Raw genomic sequence first — 23458 nt, 5'->3', positions numbered from 1 at the left:
TCTGTGCGATCATGATTGTAGAAAGCCCCCGCCTGTTCAGCACCGGCACGCCAGTCAAGGGAACGTTCCCGCACTTGCGAAGTTCCTTCTCCAGAACGTTACTTATTCGACACGTCGGATGCTCGTCGCGATGCTGCCATCACATCTTCGCAGAACGCCCGCATCCGCATGTCGTGATGAGTGTGCCCGGGAACCGAGGCAAGTGGCCGATGTTCAGTCGGCTAACAACAAAAGTTTGAATCATCACGACGGGGTCGATAGTCACATGGATCATCTTTCTGGATACGCGCACCGGCCGTTTGCCTTTGTTTTGCGCTATCTTCGGCGTCGCCTTGCGTCGCATCTCGTGATCCTGACCGCTGTGGTGGCGGCAGTTGCCTGCTCCGTAGGCACGCAGTATGGCGTCAAGTCCCTCGTCGACAGCTTGTCGGCCGGCGCTTCGCATGGTGGGAACGTATGGCTGGCATTCATTTTCCTCATGACGCTGATCGCCGCCGACAATTTCCTTTGGCGGGTCGCGAGCTGGACGGCCAGCTTCACCTTCGTCCGTGTCACGGGGGATTTACGCCGTGACATATTTCGTCATCTGACCGGCCACGCGCCGAGCTACTTCTCCGATCGCATGCCGGGCATGCTGACCAGCCGCATCACGGCGACGTCGAATGCGGTGTTCACCGTCGAGAACATGTTCGTCTGGAATGTGTTGCCGCCGTGCATCGCAACGGTTGCGGCAATCGCGCTGATTGGAACCGTCAGCCCTTACATGGCACTCGGCCTCATGGTGATTGCCGGCGGCATGGTGCTTGCGATGTTCCGCCTCGCTGCCGCGGGGAAACCGCTGCATGACGATTTCGCCGACAAGGCCGCCGTCGTCGACGGCGAGATGATCGACGTCATCAGCAACATGCCGCTGGTGCGCGCCTTCTGCGGCATCGGGCACGAGCATGAGCGCTTCGACGCGACTGTGAACCGGGAGCTCACCGCGCGCGGCCGCAGCCTGCGCTATCTGGAGAAGCTGCGGCTTATCCATGCCGGCGTCACTGTCGTGCTCACGATCGCCCTGATGGCCTGGGCGATCATGCTCTGGCAGGAGGGCCGGGCGACCACGGGCGACGTCGTGCTGGTCTGCACCCTCGGTCTCTCCATTCTGAACGCGACGCGCGATCTCGCGGTGGCGCTGGTCGACGTCACCCAGCACGTTGCGCGGCTGACCGAGGCGATCGCCACGCTGCTGGTGCCGCATGAATTGCGCGACCACCCCGAGGCCGAGCCACTGGTGAAGAGCGGCGCCGCGATCGCGTTCAACAATGTCACTTTCGGCTATCCCGGGGCTGCGAAGATCTTCGAGCGCTTCAGCCTGCGCCTGCAACCCGGCCAGCGCGTCGGCTTGGTCGGCCAGTCCGGCGGCGGCAAGTCGACGCTGTTCACGCTGCTCCAGCGCTTCTACGATACCGACGAGGGCAGCATCACCATCGACGGTCAGGACATTTCCAAGGTGACGCAGCTGAGCCTGCGCGAGGCGATCTCTGTCGTGCCGCAGGACATCTCGCTGTTCCACCGCTCGATTCGCGAAAACATCCGCTATGGTCGCCCGAACGCGACCGACGACGAGGTGCTGCGTGCGGCGATTGCGGCGCGCTGCGATTTCGTCGAAAGCCTGCCTGGTGGTCTCGACACCATGGTCGGCGACCGCGGCGTCAAGATGTCCGGCGGTCAGCGCCAGCGCATCGCGATCGCGCGCGCCTTCCTGAAGGACGCGCCGATCCTGCTGCTGGACGAGGCGACCGCCGCGCTCGACAGCGAATCCGAAGAGGCGATCCGCGAGGCGTTGTCGCGGCTGATGCGCGGCCGCACGGTCATCGCGATCGCCCATCGTCTCGCGACCCTGCGCAATTTCGATCGCGTGGTCGTGTTGAGGGGTGGTAAGATCATCGAGGACGGGTCGCCCGAGCGTCTGATGCAGGGCCACGGGCCCTATCGTGAGCTGGTCACGCAGGAAATGAGCCGGCTCGCCCAAGCCGCCGCGTAAACCAACAGTCGCGTTCGAGTCGGTTGCGTGTCGAAACAAGCGCAGGGGAGCTGCTGATGTCGGCTGAAGCCGTTACCCAATTCGTCTCCGTGACGCGGACCGTGGACCAGGTCGCGGAACAGCCTTTCTATATTCCGATGACGGGACCGTCGGCGCGGCCGCGGCGTTCGCTCAAGCACGACGACACCTTTATCGTGCTCGACAGCCATGGCGACATCGGCGCGTCGGCCGGCGGGCCCGATGGCCTGTTCCATCACGACACGCGCTATCTTGCCAGGCTCGAGCTCGTGCTCGACGATCTCCAGCCGCTGCTGCTGGGCTCGAACCTGCGCGACGACAATTCGGCCCTGACCGTCGATCTCACCAATCCGGACATCTACCGGCAGGGCAGCCTCGTGCTGCAAAAGGACCTGCTGCACATCGTGCGCACGATCTTCCTGTGGCGCGGCACCGCCTATCAGCGCATCGGCGTGCAGAACCACGGCGACCGCCCGGCCAGCTTCGCGCTGACACTGCTGTTCGACAACGACTTCGCCGATCTGTTCGAAGTCCGCGGCGAGCGGCGCCCGCGCCGCGGAATCGGCTCGAGCCGGCTGTTGGGACCGACCGACGTGCTGTTCGACTACCGCGGTCTCGATGACGCCGAGCGCTCCACCAGCCTGCATTTCGATCCGCGCCCGACGAAGTTGTCGGTGAATGCCGCGACCTGGCAGCTCGAACTCGACCCGCATGAGTCGAAATCCCTGTTCGTGGCCGTGTCCTGCAATCGGCCGATCGCGGAGAAGCCGGCGCGCTTTTTCAGAAGCCTGCTCGCCCACCGCCGCGAGATGCGCCGATCGACGATGGGGGCCGCCAGCATCGAGACCTCCAACAACATCTTCAACGAGGTGCTGTGCCAGGCCATGGCCGACCTCAACATGCTGATGACGGAGACGCCGCAGGGCCGCTATCCCTATGCGGGGATTCCCTGGTACTCGACGACGTTCGGCCGCGACGGGCTGATCACCGCGCTGCAGATGCTGTGGGTCGATCCGCGGATCGCCAAGGGCGTGCTGCGGCGGCTCGCCCATTTCCAGGCCAAAGCGGTCGATCCGCTCGCCGATGCCGCGCCCGGCAAGATCCTGCATGAGATGCGCGGCGGCGAGATGGCGGCGCTGCGCGAGGTGCCGTTCGCGCAATATTACGGCAGCGTCGATTCCACGGCCTTGTTCGTCCTGCTGGCAGGAAGCTATTTCGAGCGCACCGGCGACGAGAAGACCTTGACAGAGCTGTGGCCGGCCATCGAAGCGGGGTTGGCCTGGATCGACGGCCCCGGTGATCCCGACAAGGACGGCTTCGTCGAATATCAGCGCGCCACGGAAAAGGGCCTCGCCAACCAGGGCTGGAAGGATTCCTACGACGCGATCTTCCATGCCGATGGCCAGCTTGCGGAAGGCAATCTCGCGCTCGCCGAGGTGCAAGGTTACGTCTTTGCCGCCAAGCGGCTCGCCGCGCGTTGCGCGCTTCGGCTCGGCAAGCCTGATCTCGCCAGGAAGCTCGAGGCCGAGGCCAAGACGCTGGCCGAGCGTTTCGAGGCCGCGTTCTGGTGCGAGGAGCTCGGCACCTATGCGCTTGCGCTCGACGGCAAGAAGCGGCCGTGCAAGGTGCGGACCTCGAACGCCGGCCAGATCCTGTTCAGCGGCATGATCCGCGAGGATCGCGCGCGGCTCGTCGCCGCCGATTTGATGCGGCCGCATTTCTTTTCGGGGTGGGGCATCCGCACCGTCGCTGTCGGCGAGGTGCGTTACAACCCGATGTCCTATCATGACGGGTCGATCTGGCCGCACGACAATGCGCTGATCGCGCTCGGGCTCGCGCGCTACGGGCTCAAGCATTCGGTCGCGCATGTCTTCAAGGGACTGTTCGACGCCGCGACCTACATGGACCTGCGCCGGTTGCCCGAATTGTTCTGCGGTTTCCGGCGCGAGAAGCGGCGCGGACCGACGCTCTATCCGGTCGCCTGCGCGCCGCAGGCCTGGGCCAGCGCCACGGCGTTCACGCTGCTGGAGGCGGCGCTGGGCATTGAGTTCGACGTGGCGCGCGGTGAGATCCGGCTGCGCAATCCGCATCTGCCGGCGTTTCTGCACGAGGTGATCTTGCGCGATCTGCGTCTGGGCGAGTCCAGCGTGGACCTGCGCGTCAGCCGCCATGGCGACGACGTGGCGCTGGAGGTGCTGCGCACGCGTGGCCAGATTCAAGTCTCGATCGTGCTGGCGCGCTAGCGGCGCGCCAGGAGGAGGGTGCATGCGTACCGCCGGATGGTTGGCCCTGGGCGTCGTTATGGTCGTCGGGATGACGCTCGCCGTGTCACGCGCCGCGGAGCAGGCGCCCGCACCCGCGACTGAAGCGAATGCACCGCCGACGGTGCAGCCGCCGGCGTCATCCGTCCCCGTCACGCCAAAGAATGCCGCGCCACCGCCGTCGGTCACGATCATCGGCGCGAGCGACGCGCACGGTGTGCTTGGACGTGACGTGCTCAGCGCGGCGAACGAGGACATGGGCCGCATCGTCGACGTCATCGTCGATCGGAGTGGGCACGTGCGCGCTGCCGTGATCGATTTCGGCGGCTTCCTCGGCGTCGGCAGCCGCAAGATCGTGGTGGACTGGAACGCGATGCGGTTCGGCAAGATCGTCAACAAGAAGGACAGCATCACGCTGGAATTGACCAAGGCACAGGTCGCCGCCGCGCCGGAATACAAGGAGGACACGCCGATGGTGGTGCTCGGCGCGTCCGGCAGCCTGCAGCCACTGCAAGCTGTTCAGTGAGGCGCGGGGAGGAATGGCCGCCGGTGCTGTTGTCGAGAAAGCCGAATCATGCGGATCGCGAGGGCCGCGTTGAGCAGGACAAATTCTCGGTGCCGTCGCCTGCCGGCATCCCGGCGCCGTCGCGCCAGAGCCTGCGCGGCCTCGACTGGTTCATCTTCTTCCTCGCCGACGTGCAGACCGGATTCGGGCCGTTCATCGCAGTTTATCTGACGACCCAGAAATGGACCCAGGTCGAGATCGGCCTCGTGCTGTCGATCGGCGGCATCGTTGCCCTGATCGGCCAGATGCCGGGCGGCGCCATCATCGATGCCGCGAAATCCGAGCGGCTGGTCGCAGGCCTCGCGATCGCCACCATCGGCTGCTGCGCGCTTGCCTATGCGGCAATGCCGATCTTCCCCGTGGTGGTGGCTGCGGCCACCTTGCACGCGGCAGCAAGCTGCGTGCTCGGACCGGCGATCGCGGCGATCAGCCTCGGTCTGGTCGGCCCGCTCGCGATAGGCGAGCGTCTCGGCCGGAACGCGCGCTTCGCTTCGCTTGGCAACGGCGTTGCGGCTGCGGTGATGGGAACGGCCGGCTATCTGCTGTCGAGCCGCTCGGTATTCCTGGTCACCTTTCTGCTCGCGATTCCGACTTTGATCGCACTCTCTCGCATCCGGGAGCATGAGGTCGACATCGCCCGCTGTCACGGCGAGATGCCGCGCGAGGCGAAGGAACGCGGCGACACCAATATCTGGCATCTGATCCGGCAGCGGCCGCTCATTGTCTTTGCGCTCAGCGTGCTCTTGTTGCAGCTCGCGAACGCCTCGATGATGCCGCTGATGGCAAGCGCGGTGACGGCGCGATCGAGCGAGTGGGCGACGGTGCTCGTCGCTTTTTGCATCGTCGTGCCGCAGGCGATCGTGGCGCTGCTGTCGCCGAGCGTCGGGCGCAAGGCGCAAGCGTGGGGCCGCAGGCCGCTGCTGCTGATCGGATTCGCGGCGCTGACGATTCGCGGTCTGCTGTTCGCGACCGTGCGCGATCCGTATCTGCTGGTGCTGGTGCAGGTGTTCGACGGTCTCACCGCGGCGGTGTTCGCGGTGATGATCCCGCTGATCGTGGCCGACGTCGCCTTCGGCAGCGGCCATTTCAACCTCGCGCAGGGCATCGTCGGCACGGCAATGGGCATCGGCGCGTCGCTGAGCACCGCGCTTGGCGGCTATGTCAGCGACAAGTTCGGCAATGCCACGGCGTTCATGGGGCTATCTGGCGTCGCCGCGACGGGACTTCTGCTTATTCTGCTTGTGATGCCGGAGACGCGGCGCAAGGGCATGATCGCAGCAAAAGAAATGGCCGGCTAATTCAGCCGGCCATGAGCGGGTGGAAGAGGGGAGATCAGGCGTCGAGATTGTGCAGGCGTGCCCGGTTGCGCAGCACGATCTGGCGGGCGCCCGAGAAGCCGAGAATGCCCTGGGCATGAAGCTGCGACAGCGCGCGCGAGACGGTCTCGAGCGTGAGACCGAGATAGTCGCCGATGTCGCGGCGGCACATCGGCAGCGCCATCATGCCGGCAACCGCGAGGCGGCGGTCCATTTCGAGCAGGAAGGTTGCGACGCGCTCCATCGCGGTCTTGCGGCCCAGCAGCAGCATGTGGTCTTCGGCGTGGCGAAGCTCGCCAGCTGTCATGGCCCAGAGCTTGCGGGCGACCTGGACGTCGGTGGCTGCGGCCTTCTCGAGGCTCGCGCGCTTCACGAGGCGCACCGTGGTGTCGATGATAGCTTCAGCAGCAAGGCGGTGGGTGGTGCCGGATTCGAGGCCGAATACGTCGCCGGGAAGGTGGAAGGAGCCGATCTGGCGGCGGCCGTCGGAGAGAAGCTTGTAGCTGCGCACCGCGCCGGTGACGACCTGATAGACATACTCGGCCGGCTCGTCCTCACCATAGATCTCCTCTTCCTTGCGGTAGGAGAACTCAGTGGCAACGAGGCCGACATGGCCGGCAATCGCGCCGAACTGGTCTGAGACGGGATGGGCGGGTGCGATCTTGCCACCGATCTGGGTGGTAATCGCCGGGGTGTTGAAGGTCTGGGTCAGCATCTGCGCCATCTCCGTTGTGATGACGCTTTGGTACGCGGTATCGGGTGCCTCGAAAATTTCGCGAGATATCTTAAGGAGGTTGCCTTACGTAGAATCCCGTAGGTCAGCTATGGACCCGGTTCTGGATGGCGTGGCGAATGCGCTTGACCAGGTTTTCGTCCAGAAGCGGCTTCAGAATCACTTCATTTACGCCTGCGGCCGCCGCCCGGGCCGAGATATTCGGGTCGGGATAGCCGGTGATCAGGATCACCGGGGTATCGCCCTCGGACTGGCGCAGTCGCCCGGCCAGCTCGATGCCGTTGATGTCGGGCATTTTGTAGTCGATCACGTAACAGTCTGCACCGGACGGGCTCGCCGCATTGAGCAGCGCCGTGGCGTTCCTGAAGGTCCGCACGGCAAAACCGTCGGTTTCCAGCAAAAACCTCAGCGAGCCGAGCACAGCGGCATCGTCGTCGACCACATAGATGCTTGGCTTTGCGGGTGACGACATCGGGAGCCGCTCAGGATGGGAGCTGATCGCAATCATTCCGATCTGGTAGCACAGCGCGAGCGACCGGTTTTGACTTGCCTCAATCCTGGTGACTTCAATCGTTGAGCATTCCGGCCCGCATGGCCAGCCGCACCAGTTCCGACAGGCTGTTGGCCTGCATCTTGGTCATCACATTGGCCCGGTAGACCTCGATGGTGCGCGGGCTGATGTCGTACTCGCGGGCGATCAGCTTGTTGGATAGGCCCGCGATCAGCCCTTCCATGACCTGGCGTTCCCTGGGGCTCAGGGAAGCGACGCGAGCGGCGACGTCCTGGGCCATGGCCTCGTTCCTGGCCGCCGGCTCGCCCTCGCGGATCGCGGATTCGATCATGGCGATGAGGCGGTCATCTTCGAACGGCTTTTCCAGGAAATCCATGGCACCGAGTTTCATCGCCTCGACCGCGAGCGGCACGTCGCCATGGCCGGTCATGATCAGGATTGGAAACCGGCTGCGCTGCGCCTTCAGGCGCTTGAGAAGCTCGATCCCATCGATGCCGGGCATCCGCACATCGGAGACGACGCAGCCGAAGGCGAGGCCAGGCAGGGCGTCGAGAAAACTCTGCGCGTTGTCGAACAGTGTGACGCCGAAGCCAGCTGAATCCAGCAGGAAATTCAGCGAATCCCGCATCGCCTCGTCGTCGTCAATGACGTAGATGATTCCCTTGGTCGTCATGGATCAGTTCTCGTCGGCTGCCGGCAACGTGAAGCGGAATGTCGCCCCACCCGATGCGTTGCTCTCGGCCCACATCCGGCCGCCGTGAGCCTCGACGATCGAGCGGCTGATGGACAGTCCCACGCCCATGCCGGTGTCCTTGGTGGTGAAAAAAGTCTGAAACAGGTTTGGCATGACGTCGTCCTGGAAGCCGGAGCCGGTATCGGAGACCTCGATCTCGATCATGTCGTCGGCGACGCGGGTGTTGGTGACGACGAGCTCGCGCCGTGGCGACTGCGCCATCGCTTCCAGCGCGTTGCGGAAGAGGTTGACCAGCACCTGCTGGATTTGCACCCGGTCGGCGAGCACGAGATCGGCATTTGGATTGAGGCCGAAACGGAGCTGTACGTTCTGCTCGCGCGCGCCGGCGAGCCCGAGCGCGCCAGCCTCCTCGATCAGCTTGGACAGGCTCTCGACCCTTTTCTCGGATTCGCCGCGGGAGACAAAGTCGCGCAAGCGGCGGATGATCTGGCCGGCGCGCAGCGCCTGCTCGGCGGCGCGGTCCAGCGCGCTCTCGATCTTCGGCGTATTCGGATCCTGGCTTCCGGCGAGCAGCCGCCGCGACCCCTTCATGTAGTTGCTGATCGCTGCCAGCGGCTGGTTGAGTTCGTGAGCGAGCGCGGACGCCATTTCGCCCATCGCGCTCAACCGAGAGACGTGGACGAGCTCGGACTGCAATTCCTGGAGCCGCGCCTGGGTTTTCTGATGCTCGGTAAGATCGCGGACGAAACCGGTGAAATAGGGCTCGCCGCCCGACTGCATCTCGCCGATCGACAGGTGCATCGGGAAGGTCGTGCTGTCGCGACGCTTTCCGGTCACGATGCGGCCGATGCCGATGATGTGCGGGTCGCTGGTGGTGCGGTAGCGCGCGATGTAGCCGTCGTGACGGGAGCTGTCGGGCTCCGGCATCAGGATGCGCACGTTCTGGCCGATCACCTCCGGCTCGGCCCAGCCGAACAGGCGCTCGGCCGCCGAGCTGAACAGCTGGATGATGCCGTGGCCGTCGATGACGATCATGGCGTCGGGAATCGTCTGCAGGATCGAGCGGAGGTGATTCTCGCGGGTGCGAAGGGCCTCCTCGACCTGCTTCTCCTCGTCGACATCGAGAAAGATGCCGCTGAGATGCCGGGCGGCGCCGGCTTCGTCCCGAATCAGCCCCGCGCGGGCGCGGATCCACTGCGCTCTGCCCGACGCGCCCGCGACCTTGAACGACACGTCGAAGCTGCCGCCCCGTTCGGAGACGTGTCGGATCGCACTCTCGATCCGCCCGCGGTCGTTCGGCTCCAGTCGGGACAGGAACAGCGTGTAACTCACCGTTTGGTCAGGTTCGATCCCGAACAGGATTCTGGCCGTCTCCGACCACTCCAATTCCAGTGTGTTGAGATCGAGATCCCAGGTCCCGACGCCAAATCCTTCGATTCGAACGCGGAAATGTTCGCCCCGGCCGTCATCTTGCGGATGAATCACACGGGTCGGCGCCAAACGATCACTCCCATTCTGATGCGGGGAACCGCACAGCGTTACCGTCGGCAATGTACCCAAGGAGGGGCCGGAGGCAAGTTCCGATGTCTTATACCATTGGCAGATTTCCCTCTCGGCGCGGTGATCCAAGGTTTTGATCTATCTCATCCTGCCAGGCGGCGGCGGGCTTACGATCTGATAGCAGCTCATTGCGCCGGAGAATCCCGATGACATACGCGACCGTGATGGTCAGCCTGGCGCTCGATCAGCCCAACGAGGCGCGTCTTCAGGTCGTGGGCGAGCTTGCCGAACGATTTGAAGCGTCGATCATCGGCGTTGCTGCGGCGCAGTTCGCTCCGCCGCTCTATTTCAGCGATGGCGCCGCAGCGCAGGGACTGATCGATGAGGGAGAAGCCTCGGTCAAGCGACGTCTGGGCGAGCTCGAGGCGCAATTCCGCGCCGCGATCAGGAATCGCGGCGGGCATGTGGAATGGCGCAGCGCCATGGATTTCCCGGCGCGCTTTACGTTCGCCCAGGCGCGTTGCGCCGACATCGTCGTCACCGGCGGGCAGAGCCCGGCCTTTTCCGACGCCTTCGCGCTCGCGAGCCCAAAGGATCTGGTGATGCAAGCCGGCCGGCCGATCCTGGTCGTGCCTGACGGGGTCAACTGGCTCGATCTGCGCAGCGTCCTGGTGGCGTGGAAGGATACGCCGGAAGCCCGGCGGGCGCTGGCCGATGCGCTGCCGATACTGCGCAAGGCCAGGGATGTCACCGTCCTCGCAATTCCCGAAGGCGACGACGACCGCCCTGCCGCGGTCGCTGGCGTGACCGACGTGACGGCGTGGCTTGCCCGTCATGGCGTGACCGCGATCGCGCGCGTTTCCGAAGCGGCCCGGAACGAAACCGTCGCCGGGCAACTGGAGAAAATTGCCGGCGATGTCGGCGCCAGCCTGATCGTCGCCGGTGCCTACGGCCATTCGCGCTTCCGCGAACTGATCCTCGGCGGCGTCACCCAATATCTGGTCACTCAATCTGCCCGCTGCGTGCTGCTGTCGCACTGACGCTGGAGACGAATCAAAGAGGACGCGCCGTGTACAGATTCCTTGAACAGACCGTCGACGGCCACATGACGCACGACGTCAAGACGGTGAGGCGCGACCTCGACCTGCTCGCGCTCAGCGAGATGTTCGAACGCGACGATTTCAATTCCTATCCCGTCGAGGACGACGGGCAGGTCGTCGGCATCGTCACCAAGTTCGACATCCTGAAGTGCTTCGCCTTCACGCCGAGCCAGATGCTGCCGCGCTATCACGACCTGATGAGCCGTAAAATCGGCGACGTCATGACGCCCGACTTTATCTATGTCAGCCCCGACACGCGGCTGACGCGCGTGCTCCAGATCATGGTCGAGCACCGCATCCGGAGCATCATCGTGCTCAATGGCGCGCAGAAGCTGGTCGGAATCGTCGCCCGCGAGGACGTCATCGCAGCGCTCAAGGCGACGGCACGGGAGTGAGAAGGCGGCTGCGTGATCCTACGGAGGATTCTTTTTCTTCCCTTCTCCCCTTGCGGGAGAAGGTGGCGCGAAGCGCCGGATGAGGGGTTCTATCCGCGGAAAAACTTTTGATGCGGCGCCAACCCCTCACCCAAATGAGATTGCCGCGCCGTCCTCGCTGCCCTCTCCCGCAAGGGGAGAGGGCACTGCAACTGGCGCCGCATCGCCCACATTAACAGAAATCCATCTCCCTTGATTTCAATCAATTCCCCGCGAGGGTGAATGTGGTTTCTGGCCCTGTGTTCTTTCAGAGAGAATCCGCATGAGCCAGCCCTCCATCTCCAAGTCCATGACATCAGGTGAAAGCGGCCTGGCTGTCGTGTTCGCGGTCACCGCCTTCCTCTGCGTGATTGCCTCGGCCAAGGCGCTCGATGCGCCCTTCGCCTTCCACGCCGCGCTGAGCGCGGCGGCGAGCCTGGCCGCGGTCTTCTGCATCATCAACCGCTACCTCGACCGGCCGGCGGCGCTGCCGCCTGCGGAGATCAACGGCCGGCCCAATTACAACATGGGGCCCATCAAGTTCTCCTCCGTCATGGCGATGTTCTGGGGCATTGCCGGCTTTCTCGTCGGCCTCATCATCGCCTCGCAACTGGCGTGGCCGGCGCTGAACTTCGATCTGCCCTGGACCAGCTTCGGCCGCCTGCGTCCGCTGCACACGTCCGCGGTGATCTTCGCCTTCGGCGGCAACGTCCTGATCGCGACTTCCTTCTATGTCGTCCAGAAGAGCTGCCGCGTTCGCCTTGCCGGCGATCTCGCGCCCTGGTTCGTCGTCGTCGGCTACAACTTCTTCATCCTGATCGCCGGTACCGGCTATCTGCTCGGCGTCACCCAGTCGAAGGAATATGCCGAGCCGGAATGGTACTCCGACCTGTGGCTGACCATTGTCTGGGTCACCTATCTGCTGGTCTTCCTTGCCACGATCATCAAGCGCAAGGAGCCGCACATCTTCGTCGCGAACTGGTTCTATCTCGCCTTCATCGTGACGATTGCGGTTCTGCATCTCGGCAACAACCCGGCGCTGCCGGTCTCGGTGTTCGGCTCGAAGTCCTACATCGCCTGGGGCGGCATCCAGGACGCCATGTTCCAGTGGTGGTATGGCCACAACGCGGTCGGCTTCTTCCTGACCGCCGGCTTCCTCGCCATCATGTACTACTTCATCCCGAAGCGCGCCGAGCGGCCGATCTATTCCTACCGTCTCTCGATCATCCACTTCTGGGCGCTGATCTTCCTCTACATCTGGGCCGGCCCGCACCATCTGCACTACACGGCGCTGCCGGACTGGACCCAGACGCTCGGCATGACCTTCTCGATCATGCTGTGGATGCCGTCCTGGGGCGGCATGATCAACGGCCTGATGACGCTGTCGGGCGCCTGGGACAAGCTGCGCACCGATCCCGTGCTGCGCATGCTCGTCGTCTCCGTCGCATTCTACGGCATGTCGACCTTCGAAGGCCCGATGATGTCGATCAAGGTGGTCAACTCGCTTAGCCACTACACCGACTGGACCATCGGCCACGTGCACTCCGGCGCGCTCGGCTGGGTCGGTTTCGTCTCCTTTGGCGCGCTCTACTGCCTGGTACCCTGGATCTGGAATCGCAAGGGCCTCTACAGCCTCAAGCTCGTCAACTGGCACTTCTGGATCGCGACGCTCGGCATCGTCCTCTACATCTCGGCGATGTGGGTGTCCGGCATCCTCCAGGGCCTGATGTGGCGCGCCTACACCTCGCTCGGCTTCCTCGAATATTCCTTCATCGAGACCGTCGAGGCGATGCATCCCTTCTACATCATCCGCGCTGCCGGCGGCGGGCTGTTCCTGATCGGCGCGCTGATCATGGCCTATAATCTCTGGATGACGGTTCGCGTCGGCGAACAGGAAGTCCAGATGCCCGTCGCTCTTCAGCCGGCGGAATGAGGAGTTTTCCATGTCGTTCTGGACACGCCACCAAATCTTCGAAAAGAACTCGATCATCCTGATCGTCGGCATCCTGCTGGTGATCGCCATCGGCGGTCTCGTCGAGATCACCCCGCTGTTCTACCTCAAGAGCACGATTGAGGCGGTCGACGGGATCAGGCCGTATACGCCGCTGGAGCTCGCCGGGCGCAACGTCTACATCCGCGAGGGTTGCTATCTCTGCCATTCGCAGATGATCCGCCCGTTGCGCGACGAGGTCGAGCGCTACGGTCATTTCTCGCTGGCCGCCGAGAGCATGTACGACCATCCGTTCCAGTGGGGCTCGAAGCGCACCGGCCCCGATCTTGCCCGCGTCGGCGCCAAATATTCCGACGACTGGCACGTCACCCATCTGACCAACCCGCGCGCAATCGTGCCGCAGTCGGTGATGCCCGGCTATCCGTTCCTCAGCAAGACCGAGGTCGATCCGGACACGATCGCCGACCACATGCGCACGCTGCGGACCGTCGGCACGCCCTACACCGACGACCAGATCGCCAACGCGGGCGATGACATGAAGGCCCAGGCCGATCCTGACAATGCCGGCTCCGACGCTTTCACCAAGCGCTACGCCAAGGCCGTGGTGCGCAACTTCGACGGCAAGACCGGCACGCCGACCGAGATGGACGCGCTGATCGCCTATCTCCAGATGCTCGGCACGCTGGTCGACTTCAAGATCTACAACGAGAAAGCCAATCTTCGCTGAGAAGGCACCAACGATGAAAGCCATCCTGACACTCGACAATCTCGCGTCCGGTCTCGTGACCACGATCTGGACGCCGGTGTTCGTCGCGATCTTTCTCGCGATCATCGCCTACGCATTCTGGCCCCGTAACAAGGCAGCTTTCGACGAAGCGGCACACCTGCCGTTGCGGGAGGAGTAAGAGATCATGACCGATCATCATAGCGACATCGATCCCGTCTCCGGGAGGACCACGACCGGACACGAGTGGGACGGCATCAAGGAGCTCAACACGCCGCTGCCGCGCTGGTGGGTAATCACCTTCTACCTCACCATCGTCTGGGCGATCGGCTACTGGATCGTGTATCCGGCCTGGCCGCTGGTCTCCAGCAATACAACGGGCCTGTTCGGCTACTCGACGCGCGCCGACGTCGCGGTCGAGCTCGCCAACCTCGAGAAGATCCGCGGAGCCAAGATGGTTGCGCTGGGCGCGGCCTCGCTCGCCGACATCGAGAAGGATCCGGCGCTGCTCGCGCTCGCGCGCGCCAAGGGCAAGACCGTGTTCGGCGACAATTGCGCGCCATGTCACGGCTCAGGCGGCGCCGGTGCCAAGGGCTATCCGAACCTGAACGACGACGACTGGCTGTGGGGCGGATCGCTCGATCAGATCATGCAGACCATCCAGTTCGGCGCACGTTCCGGGCACGCCAAGACGCATGAAGGCCAGATGCTCGCATTCGGCAAGGACGGCGTGCTGAAGCCGGACGAGATCGTCACGGCCGCCAACTATGTGCGTGCATTGTCGGGCCTTCCGACCCGCAAGGGCTATGACGCGGCCAAGGGCGAGAAGATCTTCGCGGAGAATTGCGTCGCCTGCCATGGCGACGGCGGCAAGGGCAACCCGGAGATGGGCGCCCCCAACCTGACCGACAAGATCTGGCTCTATGGTTCGGACGAGGCGTCGCTGATCGAGACCATCAGCCAGGGCCGCGCTGGCGTGATGCCGGCCTGGGAGGGACGGCTCGATCCCGCCACCATCAAGGCGATGGCAGTTTACGTCCACTCGCTGGGCGGCGGAAAATAGCCAACCGGCAGCAAACGGGGGCGAACAAAAGTGCCCCCGCTTGCGCTGGATCAACTGACGCGGCGGCGTCGGGTTTAGGTTCAATCGCACCTCTTGAAAAGCTGCAGGCGATGAACAGGCCCGTGAACCCAAAAGCCATCCCATTAGACGATGACAACGGGCCGCTCTATGTGGCCCAGAAGAAAGTCTATCCCCAGAGCATCTCCGGCACCTTCCGCCGGATCAAATGGGGCCTGATGGCGTTCTGCCTCGGCGTTTACTACTTCCTGCCGTTCGTGCGCTGGAACCGCGGCCTCGGTGCCCCCAACCAGGCGGTGCTGATCGATCTTCCCAACAGCCGCTTCTATTTCTTCTTCATCGAGCTGTGGCCGCAGGAGGTCTACTACTTCACCGGCCTGCTGATCGTCGCCGCGGTGGCGCTATTCCTGATGAACTCGGTCGGCGGCCGCATCTGGTGCGGCTATCTCTGTCCGCAGACAGTGTGGACCGACCTGTTCTATGCGGTCGAGCGTCTGATCGAGGGCGACCGGCGCGAGCGGATGAAGAAGGACAAATCGTCCGACCCGATGAAGCTGGAGCGCATCTCCGAGATCGTGCTCAAGCATTCGATCTGGCTCCTGATCGGATGGTGGACCGGCGGCGCCTGGGTGCTCTATTTCAACGACGCACCGACGCTGGTTAGGGAACTCGTCACCTTCCAGGCGCCGATGATCGCCTATATTTGGATCGGCATCCTCACCGCGACGACTTACGTGCTCGCGGGCTTCATGCGCGAGCAGGTCTGCACCTATATGTGCCCGTGGCCGCGGATCCAGGCCGCGCTCACCGACGAATGGGCGCTCAACGTCACCTATCGTTACGATCGCGGCGAGAAGCGTACGTCGGTGAAGAAGGCGGCCGAGCTGCGCGCGCTCGGCGAGCAAGTCGGCGATTGCGTCGACTGCTATCAATGCGTCGCCGTGTGTCCGACCGGCATCGACATCCGCAATGGACCGCAGCTCGAATGCATCCAGTGCGGGCTCTGCATCGACGCTTGCGACAACGTGATGACGAAGATCGGCCGGCCGAAGCGGCTGATCGGCTATGACAACGACGTCAACATCCAGCGCCGCCAGGAAGGCAAGGCGCCGATCTACCGCATCGTCCGGGCCCGCACCGTCGCCTACAGCGCGATCATCGCGGCGGTCGGCGGCATCATGATCTATACGCTCGCGACCCGCAGCCTGCTCGACGTCAACGTGCTGCACGACCGCAACCCGGTCGCGGTCAGGCTCAGCGACGGCTCGATCCGCAACGCCTACACGGTGCGGCTGCTCAACAAGAGCGGTTACGACCGCGTCATTGCGATCGACGCTAACGGTCCGGTCAATGCTACGATCCATGTCATTGGGATCGATTCAGTGACGCAGGACCGGCCGATGATCGTGGTTCCGCGCGACTCCACCAGCGAGCTGCGGGTGCTCGTGACCGCGCCGGTGGAGGGCAATCCGGAAAAGTCGATCCCGGTTCGCTTTCACGTCACCGATATCGGCCTCGGCGAAGTCGCCAGCGCCATCGACAATTTCGTCGCGCCCTAGGATCAGGAGTTCGCCATGGCAACCAAGCCGCTGACCGGAACCAAAGTGTTTCTGATGCTGGTCGCCTTCTTCGGCGTCGTGATCGGCGTCAACGTGACCATGATGAAGCTCGCGATCGCGACGCTGCCGGGCACGGACGTCGACAGCCCCTATGCCGCGGGCCTCACCTATGACCGCGAGATATCGGCGGCCCAGGACCAGACCGCGCGAAAATGGAAGGTCAACGCCCATGTCGAGCGCCGCGCCGATGGCGCCGCCGTGCTTCAGGTCGAGGCGCGCGACGCGAGCGGACAGCCGATCGCCGGGCTGAAATTCGGCGGCCGCCTGGAGCGGCCGACCGACAAGCGCGCCGATCTCGCCGTCGAGCTCTCGGAAGCCGGCATCGGCCTCTATCGCGGCAATGCCGCATCGGTCGCGCCGGGCCAGTGGGATCTGGTGATCGAGGGCGAGGCGCGGGGAACGCGCGTGTTCATGTCGCGCAACCGCGTGATCCTGAACTGAAGGATTTTGCCATGCACGTCTCGCGGGACTTTTCGCATTACGTCCGGACTGCGGGCGAGGGCGTCCAGCACATCGATCTCGCGGTCGAGGGCGTTCACTGTGCCGGCTGCATGGCCAAGATCGAGCGCGGGCTATCCGCGATTCCCGACGTCACGCTGGCCCGCGTGAACCTCACCGACCGGCGCGTTGCGCTGGAATGGAAGGCGGGCACGCTCGATCCGGCCCGCTTCATCGATCGCCTCGAAGAGCTCGGCTACAGGGCCTATCCTTACGAGACCGAGAGCGCGGAAGCGACCGAGGTCGCCGAATCGCGCTTCCTGCTGCGCTGCCTCGGCATCGCCGCATTCGCCACCATGAACGTGATGATGCTGTCGATCCCGGTGTGGTCCGGCAACGTCTCGGACATGCTGCCGGAGCAGCGCGATTTCTTCCACTGGCTGTCGGCGCTGATCGCGCTGCCGGCGGCGGCCTATGCCGGCCAGCCGTTCTTCCGCTCGGCCTGGCGCGCGCTGTCGGCCAGGACCACCAATATGGACGTGCCGATCTCGATCGGCGTGACGCTGGCGCTGGGCATGTCCGTGGTCGAGACCATCAACCACGCCGAGCACGCCTATTTCGACGCGGCGATCATGCTGCTCACTTTCCTCCTGGTCGGCCGCTTTCTCGACCAGAACATGCGGCGGCGGACCCGCGCGGTCGCGGGCAATCTCGCCGCGCTCAAGGCGGAGACCGCGGCCAAGTTCGTCGGGCCTGGCGAGATATCTCAAGTGCCGGTGGCCGCGATCTATCCCGGCGACATCGTGCTGCTGCGACCCGGCGAGCGCTGCGCGGTCGACGGCACCGTGATCGAGGGCCGTTCCGAAATCGACCAGAGCCTGATCACCGGCGAGACGCTCTATGTCACGGCCGAGCAGGGCACGCCGGTCTATGCGGGATCGATGAACATCTCAGGCAGCCTGCGGGTGCGGGTCTCGGCGGCCTCCGAGGCGACGCTGCTCGCCGAGATCACGCGGCTGCTCGACAATGCGCTGCAAGCGCGCTCGCGCTACATGCGGCTCGCAGACCGCGCCTCGCGACTCTATGCGCCCGTGGTGCATGCCACCGCGCTCATCACTATCCTCGGCTGGGTCATTGCGGGCGCCGGCTGGCATGATGCGATCGTGACCGGCGTCGCGGTGCTGATCATCACCTGTCCCTGCGCGCTCGGACTCGCCATCCCGACGGTGCAGACGGTGGCCTCGGGCGCGATGTTCAAGGCGGGTGTCCTGCTGAACTCCGGCGATGCCATAGAGCGTCTCGCAGAAGCCGACCACGTGATCTTCGACAAGACCGGCACGCTGACGCTGCCCGATCTCGAAGTGATGAATGCGGCCGATATCCCCGCTGATGTCTTCGAGCTTGCCGGGCGGCTCGCGCTGTCGAGCCATCATCCGGTCGCCGCCGCGGTCGCGCAGGCCTCCGACGCCAGATCGCCGATCGTCGGCGCGATCGAGGAGTCCGGCCAGGGGGTGCGCGCTGTGGTCGATGGCATCGAGATTCGCCTCGGCCGTCCGTCCTTCTGCGGCGCCGAGACGCTGGTTTCCGACGTGACAAATCTCGATCCCGAAGCTTCCGTCGTGGCTTTCAGCAAGGGCAGCGAAAGATTCATCCTATCTGTGCGCCAGGGCCTCCGTCCCGATGCGCAGGCTGTGATCGCGGCGCTCAAGGCGCGCAATATCGGCATCGAGATTCTCTCCGGCGACCGTGAACCGGCGGTGATCGCCGCGGCCCATGCGCTGAGCATCTCCGAATGGCGGGCCGGGGTGACGCCGGCCGACAAGATCGCGCGAATCGAGGTCTTGAAGCAGCGGGGCATGAAGGTCCTGATGGTCGGCGACGGCATGAACGATGCGCCGTCGCTGGCGGCGGCCCACGTCTCGATGTCGCCGATCTCGGCCGCGCATCTGAGCCAGGCGACCGCCGATCTCGTCTTCCTCGGCCGGCCGCTGGCCCCGGTCGTCGCCGCCATCGACGCTTCACGCAAGGCGCTGCGCTTGATGCGGCAAAATCTCTGGCTCGCGATCGGCTACAATGTCCTCGCGGTGCCGGTCGCGATCAGCGGCGTCGTGACACCCCTGATCGCGGCTGCCGCCATGAGCGGATCGTCGATCCTGGTGATGCTGAACTCGCTGCGTGCGCGCGGCGCCTCGCGGGAGATCGTGTGATGGAAATCCTGGTCATCCTGGTGCCGCTGGCGCTGATGCTCGGTCTCGCCGGTCTCGCCGCCTTCCTCTGGTCGCTTCGAAGCGGCCAGTACGACGATCTCGACGGCGCCGCCTGGCGCGCCATCGCCGAAGACGAGCCGCCGCAGGAGGCGCCGGCCAAGCGCTAGCGCCTCAAGGCGAGCGTCAGCAGGGCCGCGACCGCAAGCGCCACGCCTACCCCGGCCACGCAGGCATCCCAGCCAAACGCGTCGAACAGTCGGCCGAGGACGGCCGTGCCGATGAGCCCGCCACAGAAATAGCAGGCGAGATAGGTGCCGCTGGCGATGCCGCGGTTTTCAGCCGCAGCCTGTCCTACGAATCCTGTCGCAGCGGCTTGCGCGCAAAAGGTGCCGATGCCGACCAGAACCATCCCGGCGAGGACCGCGCCCAGGTGTGCGACCAGCATCAACGGCAGGCCGATCCCGGCGATGGCGAGCGAGCCCCAGATCGTCGGACGCGTTCCGAGGCGTGATGCCACTCTGCCCGCCAGCAGCGTCGTGACCACCGACGGCAGGAAGACGAAGTAAACGAGGCCGAGGTCCATCATGCCCAGCGACAGCGGTGGTCGAACCAGAACGAAATTGACGAATGTGAAGGTACCGATGAATGCGAACAGGATGCAGAAGCCGATGCCATAGGCGGCTCGCAGCCGTGGATCCCGCCACTGCGCGATCGTCGCGGCAAACGCCGATGCCGTCGGCGTCGTTGCCCGCATCGGCTGTACGCGCGCAATGGTGAAATAGACCAGTGCGGCGCCGGCCAGATTGAGCGCCGCGAAGAAGTAGAAATTCCATGCCAGGCCAAGGCTATCGGCGATCGCGGCCGAGATCAGCCGGCCGACGAGATTGCTGGCGACGTTTCCCGTGATGTAGGCGGCAAAGGCGCCGCCGGAATCCATTGCGCTGCATTGTTCGCCGAGATGAGCCAATGTCAACGCGAAGGCGGATGCCATGCAGAGGCCCTGTGCTACCCGCAGGCCGGTGAAGACGGCAAGATTGGGCGCAGTCGCCAGCAGGCTCGTCGGAATCGCGAGCAGGGTCAGGCTGAGCAGGATGCCGGTTCGCCTGTCGATGTGCGGGCTGAGAAAGCCGACAACGAGGCCTGCGACCGCCATACCGAACGTGCTGGCGTTGACGGCCAGGCTCATCGCGGCCGGGGTGACGCCGTAGTGGCGGGTCAGCGAGGGCAGGATTGCCTGTGTCGCGAAGAGATCGACGACGGTCAGGAATGCGATCAATCCAATGACGAGCGTGCGGAGTATGGGTCGCGCGGAATGCTCATCCGTTGCCATCGCGCTCGGCTTGATGGGCGCGGAAAGATCGGTCATGGCGTCGCGTCTCCTGTGAAAGATGTGGCACCCGGCATGCCGGCGGCATGAAGATCCGGGTGCCACATCGGCAACGATCAGGCTGAGGCCGGGGCGCCCGTTACATGTTGTGGTCACATGTTGTGGTCGTGCGGATCCTTGCGGACGTCGCCGACGTAGAGGATGACCGTTTCCTTGCCGAGGTTCTTCCACCAATGCGAGGTGCCGGATACTTCCGGGCGGATGTCGCCGGCCTTGTGCACGATCGGATCGACACAGTTGGAAGCGTGTTCGACGATCTCGCCTTGCTGCACGAAGATCAAAGCAGGGCGGTCGTCATGGCTGTGCCAGGGCACGACGCCGCCGGGCTCGATGGTGAGCTTGCGGAAGCGCAGCTCGCGGCCTTCAATGTGTGCCGGCTGCTTGCCGAGGTCGATGGCGCCGAGCGTGACGTCGGTGACGCCGACCGGCTTGTAATCGACCATCTGGTGCGCGTTTGGCTTGACCTTGTCGGCCGGGCATTCGCCGGCGAAGACTGGCTGTGCCGAGAATGTCAATACGCCGAGGATGGCAAGGCCGGGCCAGACCGCGCGCGACAATGTGTGATGCTTGAACATCGGGACGTCTCCTGTGTTGGCCGCAACCGCAACGGTCGCCGGCTATGTCGGGACTTTCGTCGAGAGGGCGCTCGTTCTGAAATGCTCTTTCGCTCTCGCTGCGATAGACCGGCGCTATCGGCCCCGATACGCGCTCGCTATCGAACCGATTGGGGATCGGCATTTCCGCTTCCCGCGCGATTGGCGTTCGATGGCAGGGCGCCCAATTGGCGGGCGTTCACGTCAATCCGGAGGAGCATCTCATGACGAAATTGTCCAAGACCTTGATTGCCACGGCCGCGTTCGCGGTCATCGCCACATCGGCTTTCTCGGAGGCGACATGGGACTTCAAGGCCGGTATGGCCTACATGTATGGCGGACCCGGCAAGATGTCGGCAATGGCCATGGCCCCGGCCGAGAAGAACCACGAGGCCATGATGAAGAGCGCCAAGAAGGTCCCCGACAACACCGTCTTCTTCATGGACAACGGATCGCTTTATTCCACCTCGGGGCGGCTGGATCCGACCGGCAATTTCTACGTGAACTGATCGCGCGCGCATGACGGCCGCCCCTTGCGGGCGGCCGGATCGGGCACCTAATATTCGTCCTCTGAACGCTGGAGCGCAAGATGACCTCTCTCTCGCCGGCCGATGCCGAGCGGCTCAAACTCGCCTTCCAGCGCTGCCGTGACATGGATGGCACGCTGAACGAGCAGCTCCGCGCCTATGCCGACGCCAGCCGCGACGTGTTCCCGGCCTATGGCGAGGCCGTCGATCATCTGGTGACGAGATTGAATGGAAGCGGCGGCGGCGAGACCGCGCCGCGTCCGGGCGAGGCGATGCCGCCGTTCATGTTGCCGGACGAGAGCGGGCGTCTCGTTGCGCTGTCCTCACTGATCGAGAGCGGGCCGGTCGCCGTGATGTTTTTCCGCGGCCATTGGTGCCCTTATTGTCGGCTCAATGTCCGTGCGGTGGTCCAAGCGCTGGATCGCATCGAGTCCATGGGCGCGCGCATCGTCGCGGTCATGCCGGAGACGCAGGAATACACCCAGCAGCTCAAAGCGGAAGCTGATGCGCCATTTCCGATCCTGACCGACCTCGACAACGGCTATGCGCTGTCGCTCAATCTCGCGATCTGGCTCGGTGCCGAGATCCAGAGCCTGTTGTCCTACCAGGACATGGCGAAATTCCACGGCAATGATGGCTGGATGCTGCCGATCCCGGCCGTGTTCGTCGTTGGTCGCGACGGTCTCGTGAAAGCCCGCTTCGTCGATCCGGACTTCCGCAAGCGAATGGAGATCGATGATCTGCTTGAAGCATTGGAAGGCGCGAGCAGGGAGGCCTAAAGGGCTGGCAGCGAGCGTCGCTGCTAGCCTGCAATCTCCCGCCAATCCGCACCGCGCAGCATGCGCATCACGGCATTGGCCACTGCCGTGCGCTGTCGGCCGGCCACCCCGTAGAGGCTGACGGTGCGACGGGCGTCCAGCCCGGCGACCGCAGCGCGCGTCAGCGTCTCCGGAACGGGCGAGGTGTGCGGCACCATGGCGACGCCGATGTCGGCCTCGACCAGCTCTATCAGGTCGCGCTCGTTCGAAATTTCGTGACCCTGTTCGACGGCGATGCCGTGCTCGCGCAGGCTCGCGGAGATGCGGCGGGAATGCTCGCAAAACGTCCGGCTCAACAGCTGCTCTGCGCGCAAATCGTCCAGTTCGATGCTGCTGCGGCCGGCGAGGCGGTGTCCGTCGCTGACCACGAGCTCGAAGTTCTCGGTGAACAGCGGCCAGACATCGAGCCGCTCCCAGGCCTCGTCGATGTCGGCGGCAATCCCGAGCTCGGCCTCGCCCTTCTTCAGCAAGTCGGCCACTTCACGACTCGAGCCGCGCAGGAAGCGGAATTCGAGCCGGTTGAACTGCCGTTTGATCTGGTTGAGATGCGGGATGAGGAGCGAAAGATCAATCGAATGCGTCAGCGCGACGCGAAGCGCGCCGATCTCGCCGCTGCGGAAAGAGGAGGCCAGCGAGCGTGCGCCGGTGGCCGCATCAAAACACTGCTTCAGCAGCGGATGCATGCGCTGGCCAAGCTCGGTCAATTGCGCTGCGGGTCGTTCGCGGCGAAACAGATCGCCGCCGAGCTCGGCCTCGAGCTGCTTGATCGCGCGCGTCAGCGAAGGCTGGGTCACGTTGCAGTCCTCGGCGGCACGCGTGAAGTTCAAGAGTTGCGCCACCGCGAGGAAATAGCGGACCTGATGCATTTCCATGGATCGGCTCTCCAGCAAGACCGGTCGGAGGCTAGCCGATCGGGGCGGAGAATGACATCCCGGCCGCAATAGCGCACGGGCATGGTTTCGGAAGCCAACGG

The 23458-nt window shown here is 64.4% G+C and carries 23 protein-coding genes; 16 read left to right on the top strand and 7 right to left on the bottom strand.

What is annotated here, in order from left to right; all coding sequences use genetic code 11:
- Window positions 1-265: 265 nt before the first annotated feature.
- Genes AC0L27_RS02810 through AC0L27_RS02795 form a run of 4 tightly spaced genes read left to right on the top strand, consistent with a single transcriptional unit; the run spans window position 266 to window position 6171 of the window.
- Window positions 266-2029, top strand: coding sequence for an ABC transporter ATP-binding protein (locus AC0L27_RS02810; RefSeq protein WP_354207256.1), 1764 nt, complete (start codon window positions 266-268; stop codon window positions 2027-2029).
- A gap of 56 nt (window positions 2030-2085) precedes the next feature.
- Window positions 2086-4290, top strand: coding sequence for an amylo-alpha-1,6-glucosidase (locus AC0L27_RS02805; protein ID WP_275170401.1), 2205 nt, complete (start codon window positions 2086-2088; stop codon window positions 4288-4290).
- 22 nt (window positions 4291-4312) lie between these two features.
- A complete protein-coding gene (locus AC0L27_RS02800; RefSeq protein WP_275170402.1) occupies window positions 4313-4834 on the top strand; it encodes a PRC-barrel domain-containing protein in 522 nt (173 codons plus the stop codon).
- 23 nt (window positions 4835-4857) lie between these two features.
- Entirely contained in the window at window positions 4858-6171 is a 1314-nt protein-coding gene (locus tag AC0L27_RS02795) for an MFS transporter (RefSeq protein ID WP_275170403.1), read from the top strand.
- A 34-nt stretch (window positions 6172-6205) separates the two neighbouring features.
- Here the strand turns inward: AC0L27_RS02795 and AC0L27_RS02790 are convergent, their stop codons facing one another.
- From AC0L27_RS02790 to fixL, 4 genes are all read right to left on the bottom strand, one after another.
- Window positions 6206-6904 (bottom strand): helix-turn-helix domain-containing protein, encoded by a 699-nt coding sequence (locus AC0L27_RS02790; protein ID WP_275170404.1) that lies wholly within the window; start codon window positions 6902-6904, stop codon window positions 6206-6208.
- Between the two features lie 103 nt (window positions 6905-7007).
- Window positions 7008-7430 carry a response regulator gene (locus AC0L27_RS02785; protein ID WP_275170405.1) on the bottom strand — a complete coding sequence of 141 codons (423 nt, stop codon included), beginning with the start codon at window positions 7428-7430 and terminating at the stop codon, window positions 7008-7010.
- Between the two features lie 58 nt (window positions 7431-7488).
- Window positions 7489-8106, bottom strand: a complete 618-nt coding sequence (gene fixJ / locus AC0L27_RS02780; protein ID WP_275170406.1) for a response regulator FixJ — start codon at window positions 8104-8106, stop codon at window positions 7489-7491.
- Between the two features lie 3 nt (window positions 8107-8109).
- Window positions 8110-9627 carry a sensor protein FixL gene (fixL, locus tag AC0L27_RS02775; protein WP_354207251.1) on the bottom strand — a complete coding sequence of 506 codons (1518 nt, stop codon included), beginning with the start codon at window positions 9625-9627 and terminating at the stop codon, window positions 8110-8112.
- Window positions 9628-9833: 206 nt separating this feature from the next.
- On the opposite strand from fixL, the gene AC0L27_RS02770 reads away from it, so the two are divergent.
- The 10 genes from AC0L27_RS02770 to ccoS all read left to right on the top strand — a co-directional run bounded on the left by AC0L27_RS02770 (window position 9834) and on the right by ccoS (window position 19327).
- A complete protein-coding gene (locus AC0L27_RS02770) occupies window positions 9834-10667 on the top strand; it encodes a universal stress protein (RefSeq protein WP_354207249.1) in 834 nt (277 codons plus the stop codon).
- 29 nt (window positions 10668-10696) lie between these two features.
- Complete coding sequence (locus AC0L27_RS02765; RefSeq protein WP_275170409.1) at window positions 10697-11122, top strand: CBS domain-containing protein; 426 nt, start codon at window positions 10697-10699, stop codon at window positions 11120-11122.
- Between the two features lie 301 nt (window positions 11123-11423).
- The gene (gene ccoN, locus AC0L27_RS02760) at window positions 11424-13073 is read left to right on the top strand and encodes a cytochrome-c oxidase, cbb3-type subunit I (RefSeq protein WP_275170410.1); all 1650 of its coding nucleotides are present in this window, start codon (window positions 11424-11426) and stop codon (window positions 13071-13073) included.
- Window positions 13074-13083: 10 nt separating this feature from the next.
- Entirely contained in the window at window positions 13084-13818 is a 735-nt protein-coding gene (ccoO, locus tag AC0L27_RS02755; protein WP_275170411.1) for a cytochrome-c oxidase, cbb3-type subunit II, read from the top strand.
- Between the two features lie 13 nt (window positions 13819-13831).
- Window positions 13832-13996, top strand: a complete 165-nt coding sequence (locus AC0L27_RS02750) for a CcoQ/FixQ family Cbb3-type cytochrome c oxidase assembly chaperone (protein ID WP_015687703.1) — start codon at window positions 13832-13834, stop codon at window positions 13994-13996.
- 6 nt (window positions 13997-14002) lie between these two features.
- On the top strand, window positions 14003-14878 hold the full coding sequence (gene ccoP / locus AC0L27_RS02745) for a cytochrome-c oxidase, cbb3-type subunit III (RefSeq protein WP_354207245.1): 876 nt from the start codon (window positions 14003-14005) through the stop codon (window positions 14876-14878).
- A 110-nt stretch (window positions 14879-14988) separates the two neighbouring features.
- A complete protein-coding gene (gene ccoG, locus AC0L27_RS02740; protein ID WP_354207243.1) occupies window positions 14989-16455 on the top strand; it encodes a cytochrome c oxidase accessory protein CcoG in 1467 nt (488 codons plus the stop codon).
- Between the two features lie 15 nt (window positions 16456-16470).
- Window positions 16471-16956: a FixH family protein gene (locus AC0L27_RS02735; RefSeq protein ID WP_354207240.1), complete on the top strand. Its 486-nt coding sequence runs from the start codon at window positions 16471-16473 to the stop codon at window positions 16954-16956.
- A gap of 11 nt (window positions 16957-16967) precedes the next feature.
- Window positions 16968-19160 carry a cation-translocating P-type ATPase gene (locus tag AC0L27_RS02730; RefSeq protein WP_354207238.1) on the top strand — a complete coding sequence of 731 codons (2193 nt, stop codon included), beginning with the start codon at window positions 16968-16970 and terminating at the stop codon, window positions 19158-19160.
- Window positions 19160-19327, top strand: coding sequence for a cbb3-type cytochrome oxidase assembly protein CcoS (gene ccoS / locus AC0L27_RS02725; RefSeq protein WP_473317894.1), 168 nt, complete (start codon window positions 19160-19162; stop codon window positions 19325-19327). The genes AC0L27_RS02730 and ccoS overlap by 1 nt, the downstream gene beginning before the upstream one ends.
- Here the strand turns inward: ccoS and AC0L27_RS02720 are convergent.
- The gene (locus AC0L27_RS02720; RefSeq protein WP_354207236.1) at window positions 19324-20526 is read right to left on the bottom strand and encodes an MFS transporter; all 1203 of its coding nucleotides are present in this window, start codon (window positions 20524-20526) and stop codon (window positions 19324-19326) included. The two genes, ccoS and AC0L27_RS02720, sit on opposite strands and share 4 nt — an antisense overlap.
- Before the next feature lie 113 nt (window positions 20527-20639).
- Window positions 20640-21122 (bottom strand): cupin domain-containing protein, encoded by a 483-nt coding sequence (locus AC0L27_RS02715; protein WP_354207234.1) that lies wholly within the window; start codon window positions 21120-21122, stop codon window positions 20640-20642.
- A 242-nt stretch (window positions 21123-21364) separates the two neighbouring features.
- On the opposite strand from AC0L27_RS02715, the gene AC0L27_RS02710 reads away from it, so the two are divergent.
- Together AC0L27_RS02710 and AC0L27_RS02705 are read left to right on the top strand one after the other, a co-directional pair.
- A complete protein-coding gene (locus AC0L27_RS02710; RefSeq protein ID WP_211397066.1) occupies window positions 21365-21649 on the top strand; it encodes a hypothetical protein in 285 nt (94 codons plus the stop codon).
- An 80-nt stretch (window positions 21650-21729) separates the two neighbouring features.
- Window positions 21730-22446 (top strand): peroxiredoxin-like family protein, encoded by a 717-nt coding sequence (locus tag AC0L27_RS02705; protein ID WP_354207232.1) that lies wholly within the window; start codon window positions 21730-21732, stop codon window positions 22444-22446.
- Window positions 22447-22469: 23 nt separating this feature from the next.
- Here the strand turns inward: AC0L27_RS02705 and AC0L27_RS02700 are convergent, their stop codons facing one another.
- Window positions 22470-23357, bottom strand: coding sequence for a LysR family transcriptional regulator (locus AC0L27_RS02700; protein WP_354207230.1), 888 nt, complete (start codon window positions 23355-23357; stop codon window positions 22470-22472).
- Window positions 23358-23458 lie beyond the last annotated feature (101 nt).

The organism is Bradyrhizobium sp. Ken51, from assembly GCF_055807435.1.
The sequence above is the reverse complement of the archived record's forward strand: the minus strand, read 5'-3'. Positions and strand labels throughout refer to the sequence as shown.

Excerpts from the sequence above, each read along its gene's own strand:
- AC0L27_RS02730 (WP_354207238.1), top strand. The coding sequence starts at position 16,968 with ATGCACGTCTCGCGGGACTTTTCGCATTACGTCCGGACTGCGGGCGAG.
- AC0L27_RS02790 (WP_275170404.1), bottom strand. The coding sequence starts at position 6,904 with ATGCTGACCCAGACCTTCAACACCCCGGCGATTACCACCCAGATCGGT.
- fixJ (WP_275170406.1), bottom strand. The coding sequence starts at position 8,106 with ATGACGACCAAGGGAATCATCTACGTCATTGACGACGACGAGGCGATG.
- AC0L27_RS02735 (WP_354207240.1), top strand. The coding sequence starts at position 16,471 with ATGGCAACCAAGCCGCTGACCGGAACCAAAGTGTTTCTGATGCTGGTC.
- ccoP (WP_354207245.1), top strand. The coding sequence starts at position 14,003 with ATGACCGATCATCATAGCGACATCGATCCCGTCTCCGGGAGGACCACG.
- AC0L27_RS02770 (WP_354207249.1), top strand. The coding sequence starts at position 9,834 with ATGACATACGCGACCGTGATGGTCAGCCTGGCGCTCGATCAGCCCAAC.
- ccoN (WP_275170410.1), top strand. The coding sequence starts at position 11,424 with ATGAGCCAGCCCTCCATCTCCAAGTCCATGACATCAGGTGAAAGCGGC.
- AC0L27_RS02805 (WP_275170401.1), top strand. The coding sequence starts at position 2,086 with ATGTCGGCTGAAGCCGTTACCCAATTCGTCTCCGTGACGCGGACCGTG.
- ccoO (WP_275170411.1), top strand. The coding sequence starts at position 13,084 with ATGTCGTTCTGGACACGCCACCAAATCTTCGAAAAGAACTCGATCATC.
- ccoS (WP_473317894.1), top strand. The coding sequence starts at position 19,160 with ATGGAAATCCTGGTCATCCTGGTGCCGCTGGCGCTGATGCTCGGTCTC.
- AC0L27_RS02785 (WP_275170405.1), bottom strand. The coding sequence starts at position 7,430 with ATGATTGCGATCAGCTCCCATCCTGAGCGGCTCCCGATGTCGTCACCC.
- AC0L27_RS02700 (WP_354207230.1), bottom strand. The coding sequence starts at position 23,357 with ATGGAAATGCATCAGGTCCGCTATTTCCTCGCGGTGGCGCAACTCTTG.
- AC0L27_RS02720 (WP_354207236.1), bottom strand. The coding sequence starts at position 20,526 with ATGACCGATCTTTCCGCGCCCATCAAGCCGAGCGCGATGGCAACGGAT.
- AC0L27_RS02715 (WP_354207234.1), bottom strand. The coding sequence starts at position 21,122 with ATGTTCAAGCATCACACATTGTCGCGCGCGGTCTGGCCCGGCCTTGCC.
- AC0L27_RS02750 (WP_015687703.1), top strand. The coding sequence starts at position 13,832 with ATGAAAGCCATCCTGACACTCGACAATCTCGCGTCCGGTCTCGTGACC.
- AC0L27_RS02810 (WP_354207256.1), top strand. The coding sequence starts at position 266 with ATGGATCATCTTTCTGGATACGCGCACCGGCCGTTTGCCTTTGTTTTG.
- ccoG (WP_354207243.1), top strand. The coding sequence starts at position 14,989 with ATGAACAGGCCCGTGAACCCAAAAGCCATCCCATTAGACGATGACAAC.
- AC0L27_RS02800 (WP_275170402.1), top strand. The coding sequence starts at position 4,313 with ATGCGTACCGCCGGATGGTTGGCCCTGGGCGTCGTTATGGTCGTCGGG.
- AC0L27_RS02705 (WP_354207232.1), top strand. The coding sequence starts at position 21,730 with ATGACCTCTCTCTCGCCGGCCGATGCCGAGCGGCTCAAACTCGCCTTC.
- AC0L27_RS02710 (WP_211397066.1), top strand. The coding sequence starts at position 21,365 with ATGACGAAATTGTCCAAGACCTTGATTGCCACGGCCGCGTTCGCGGTC.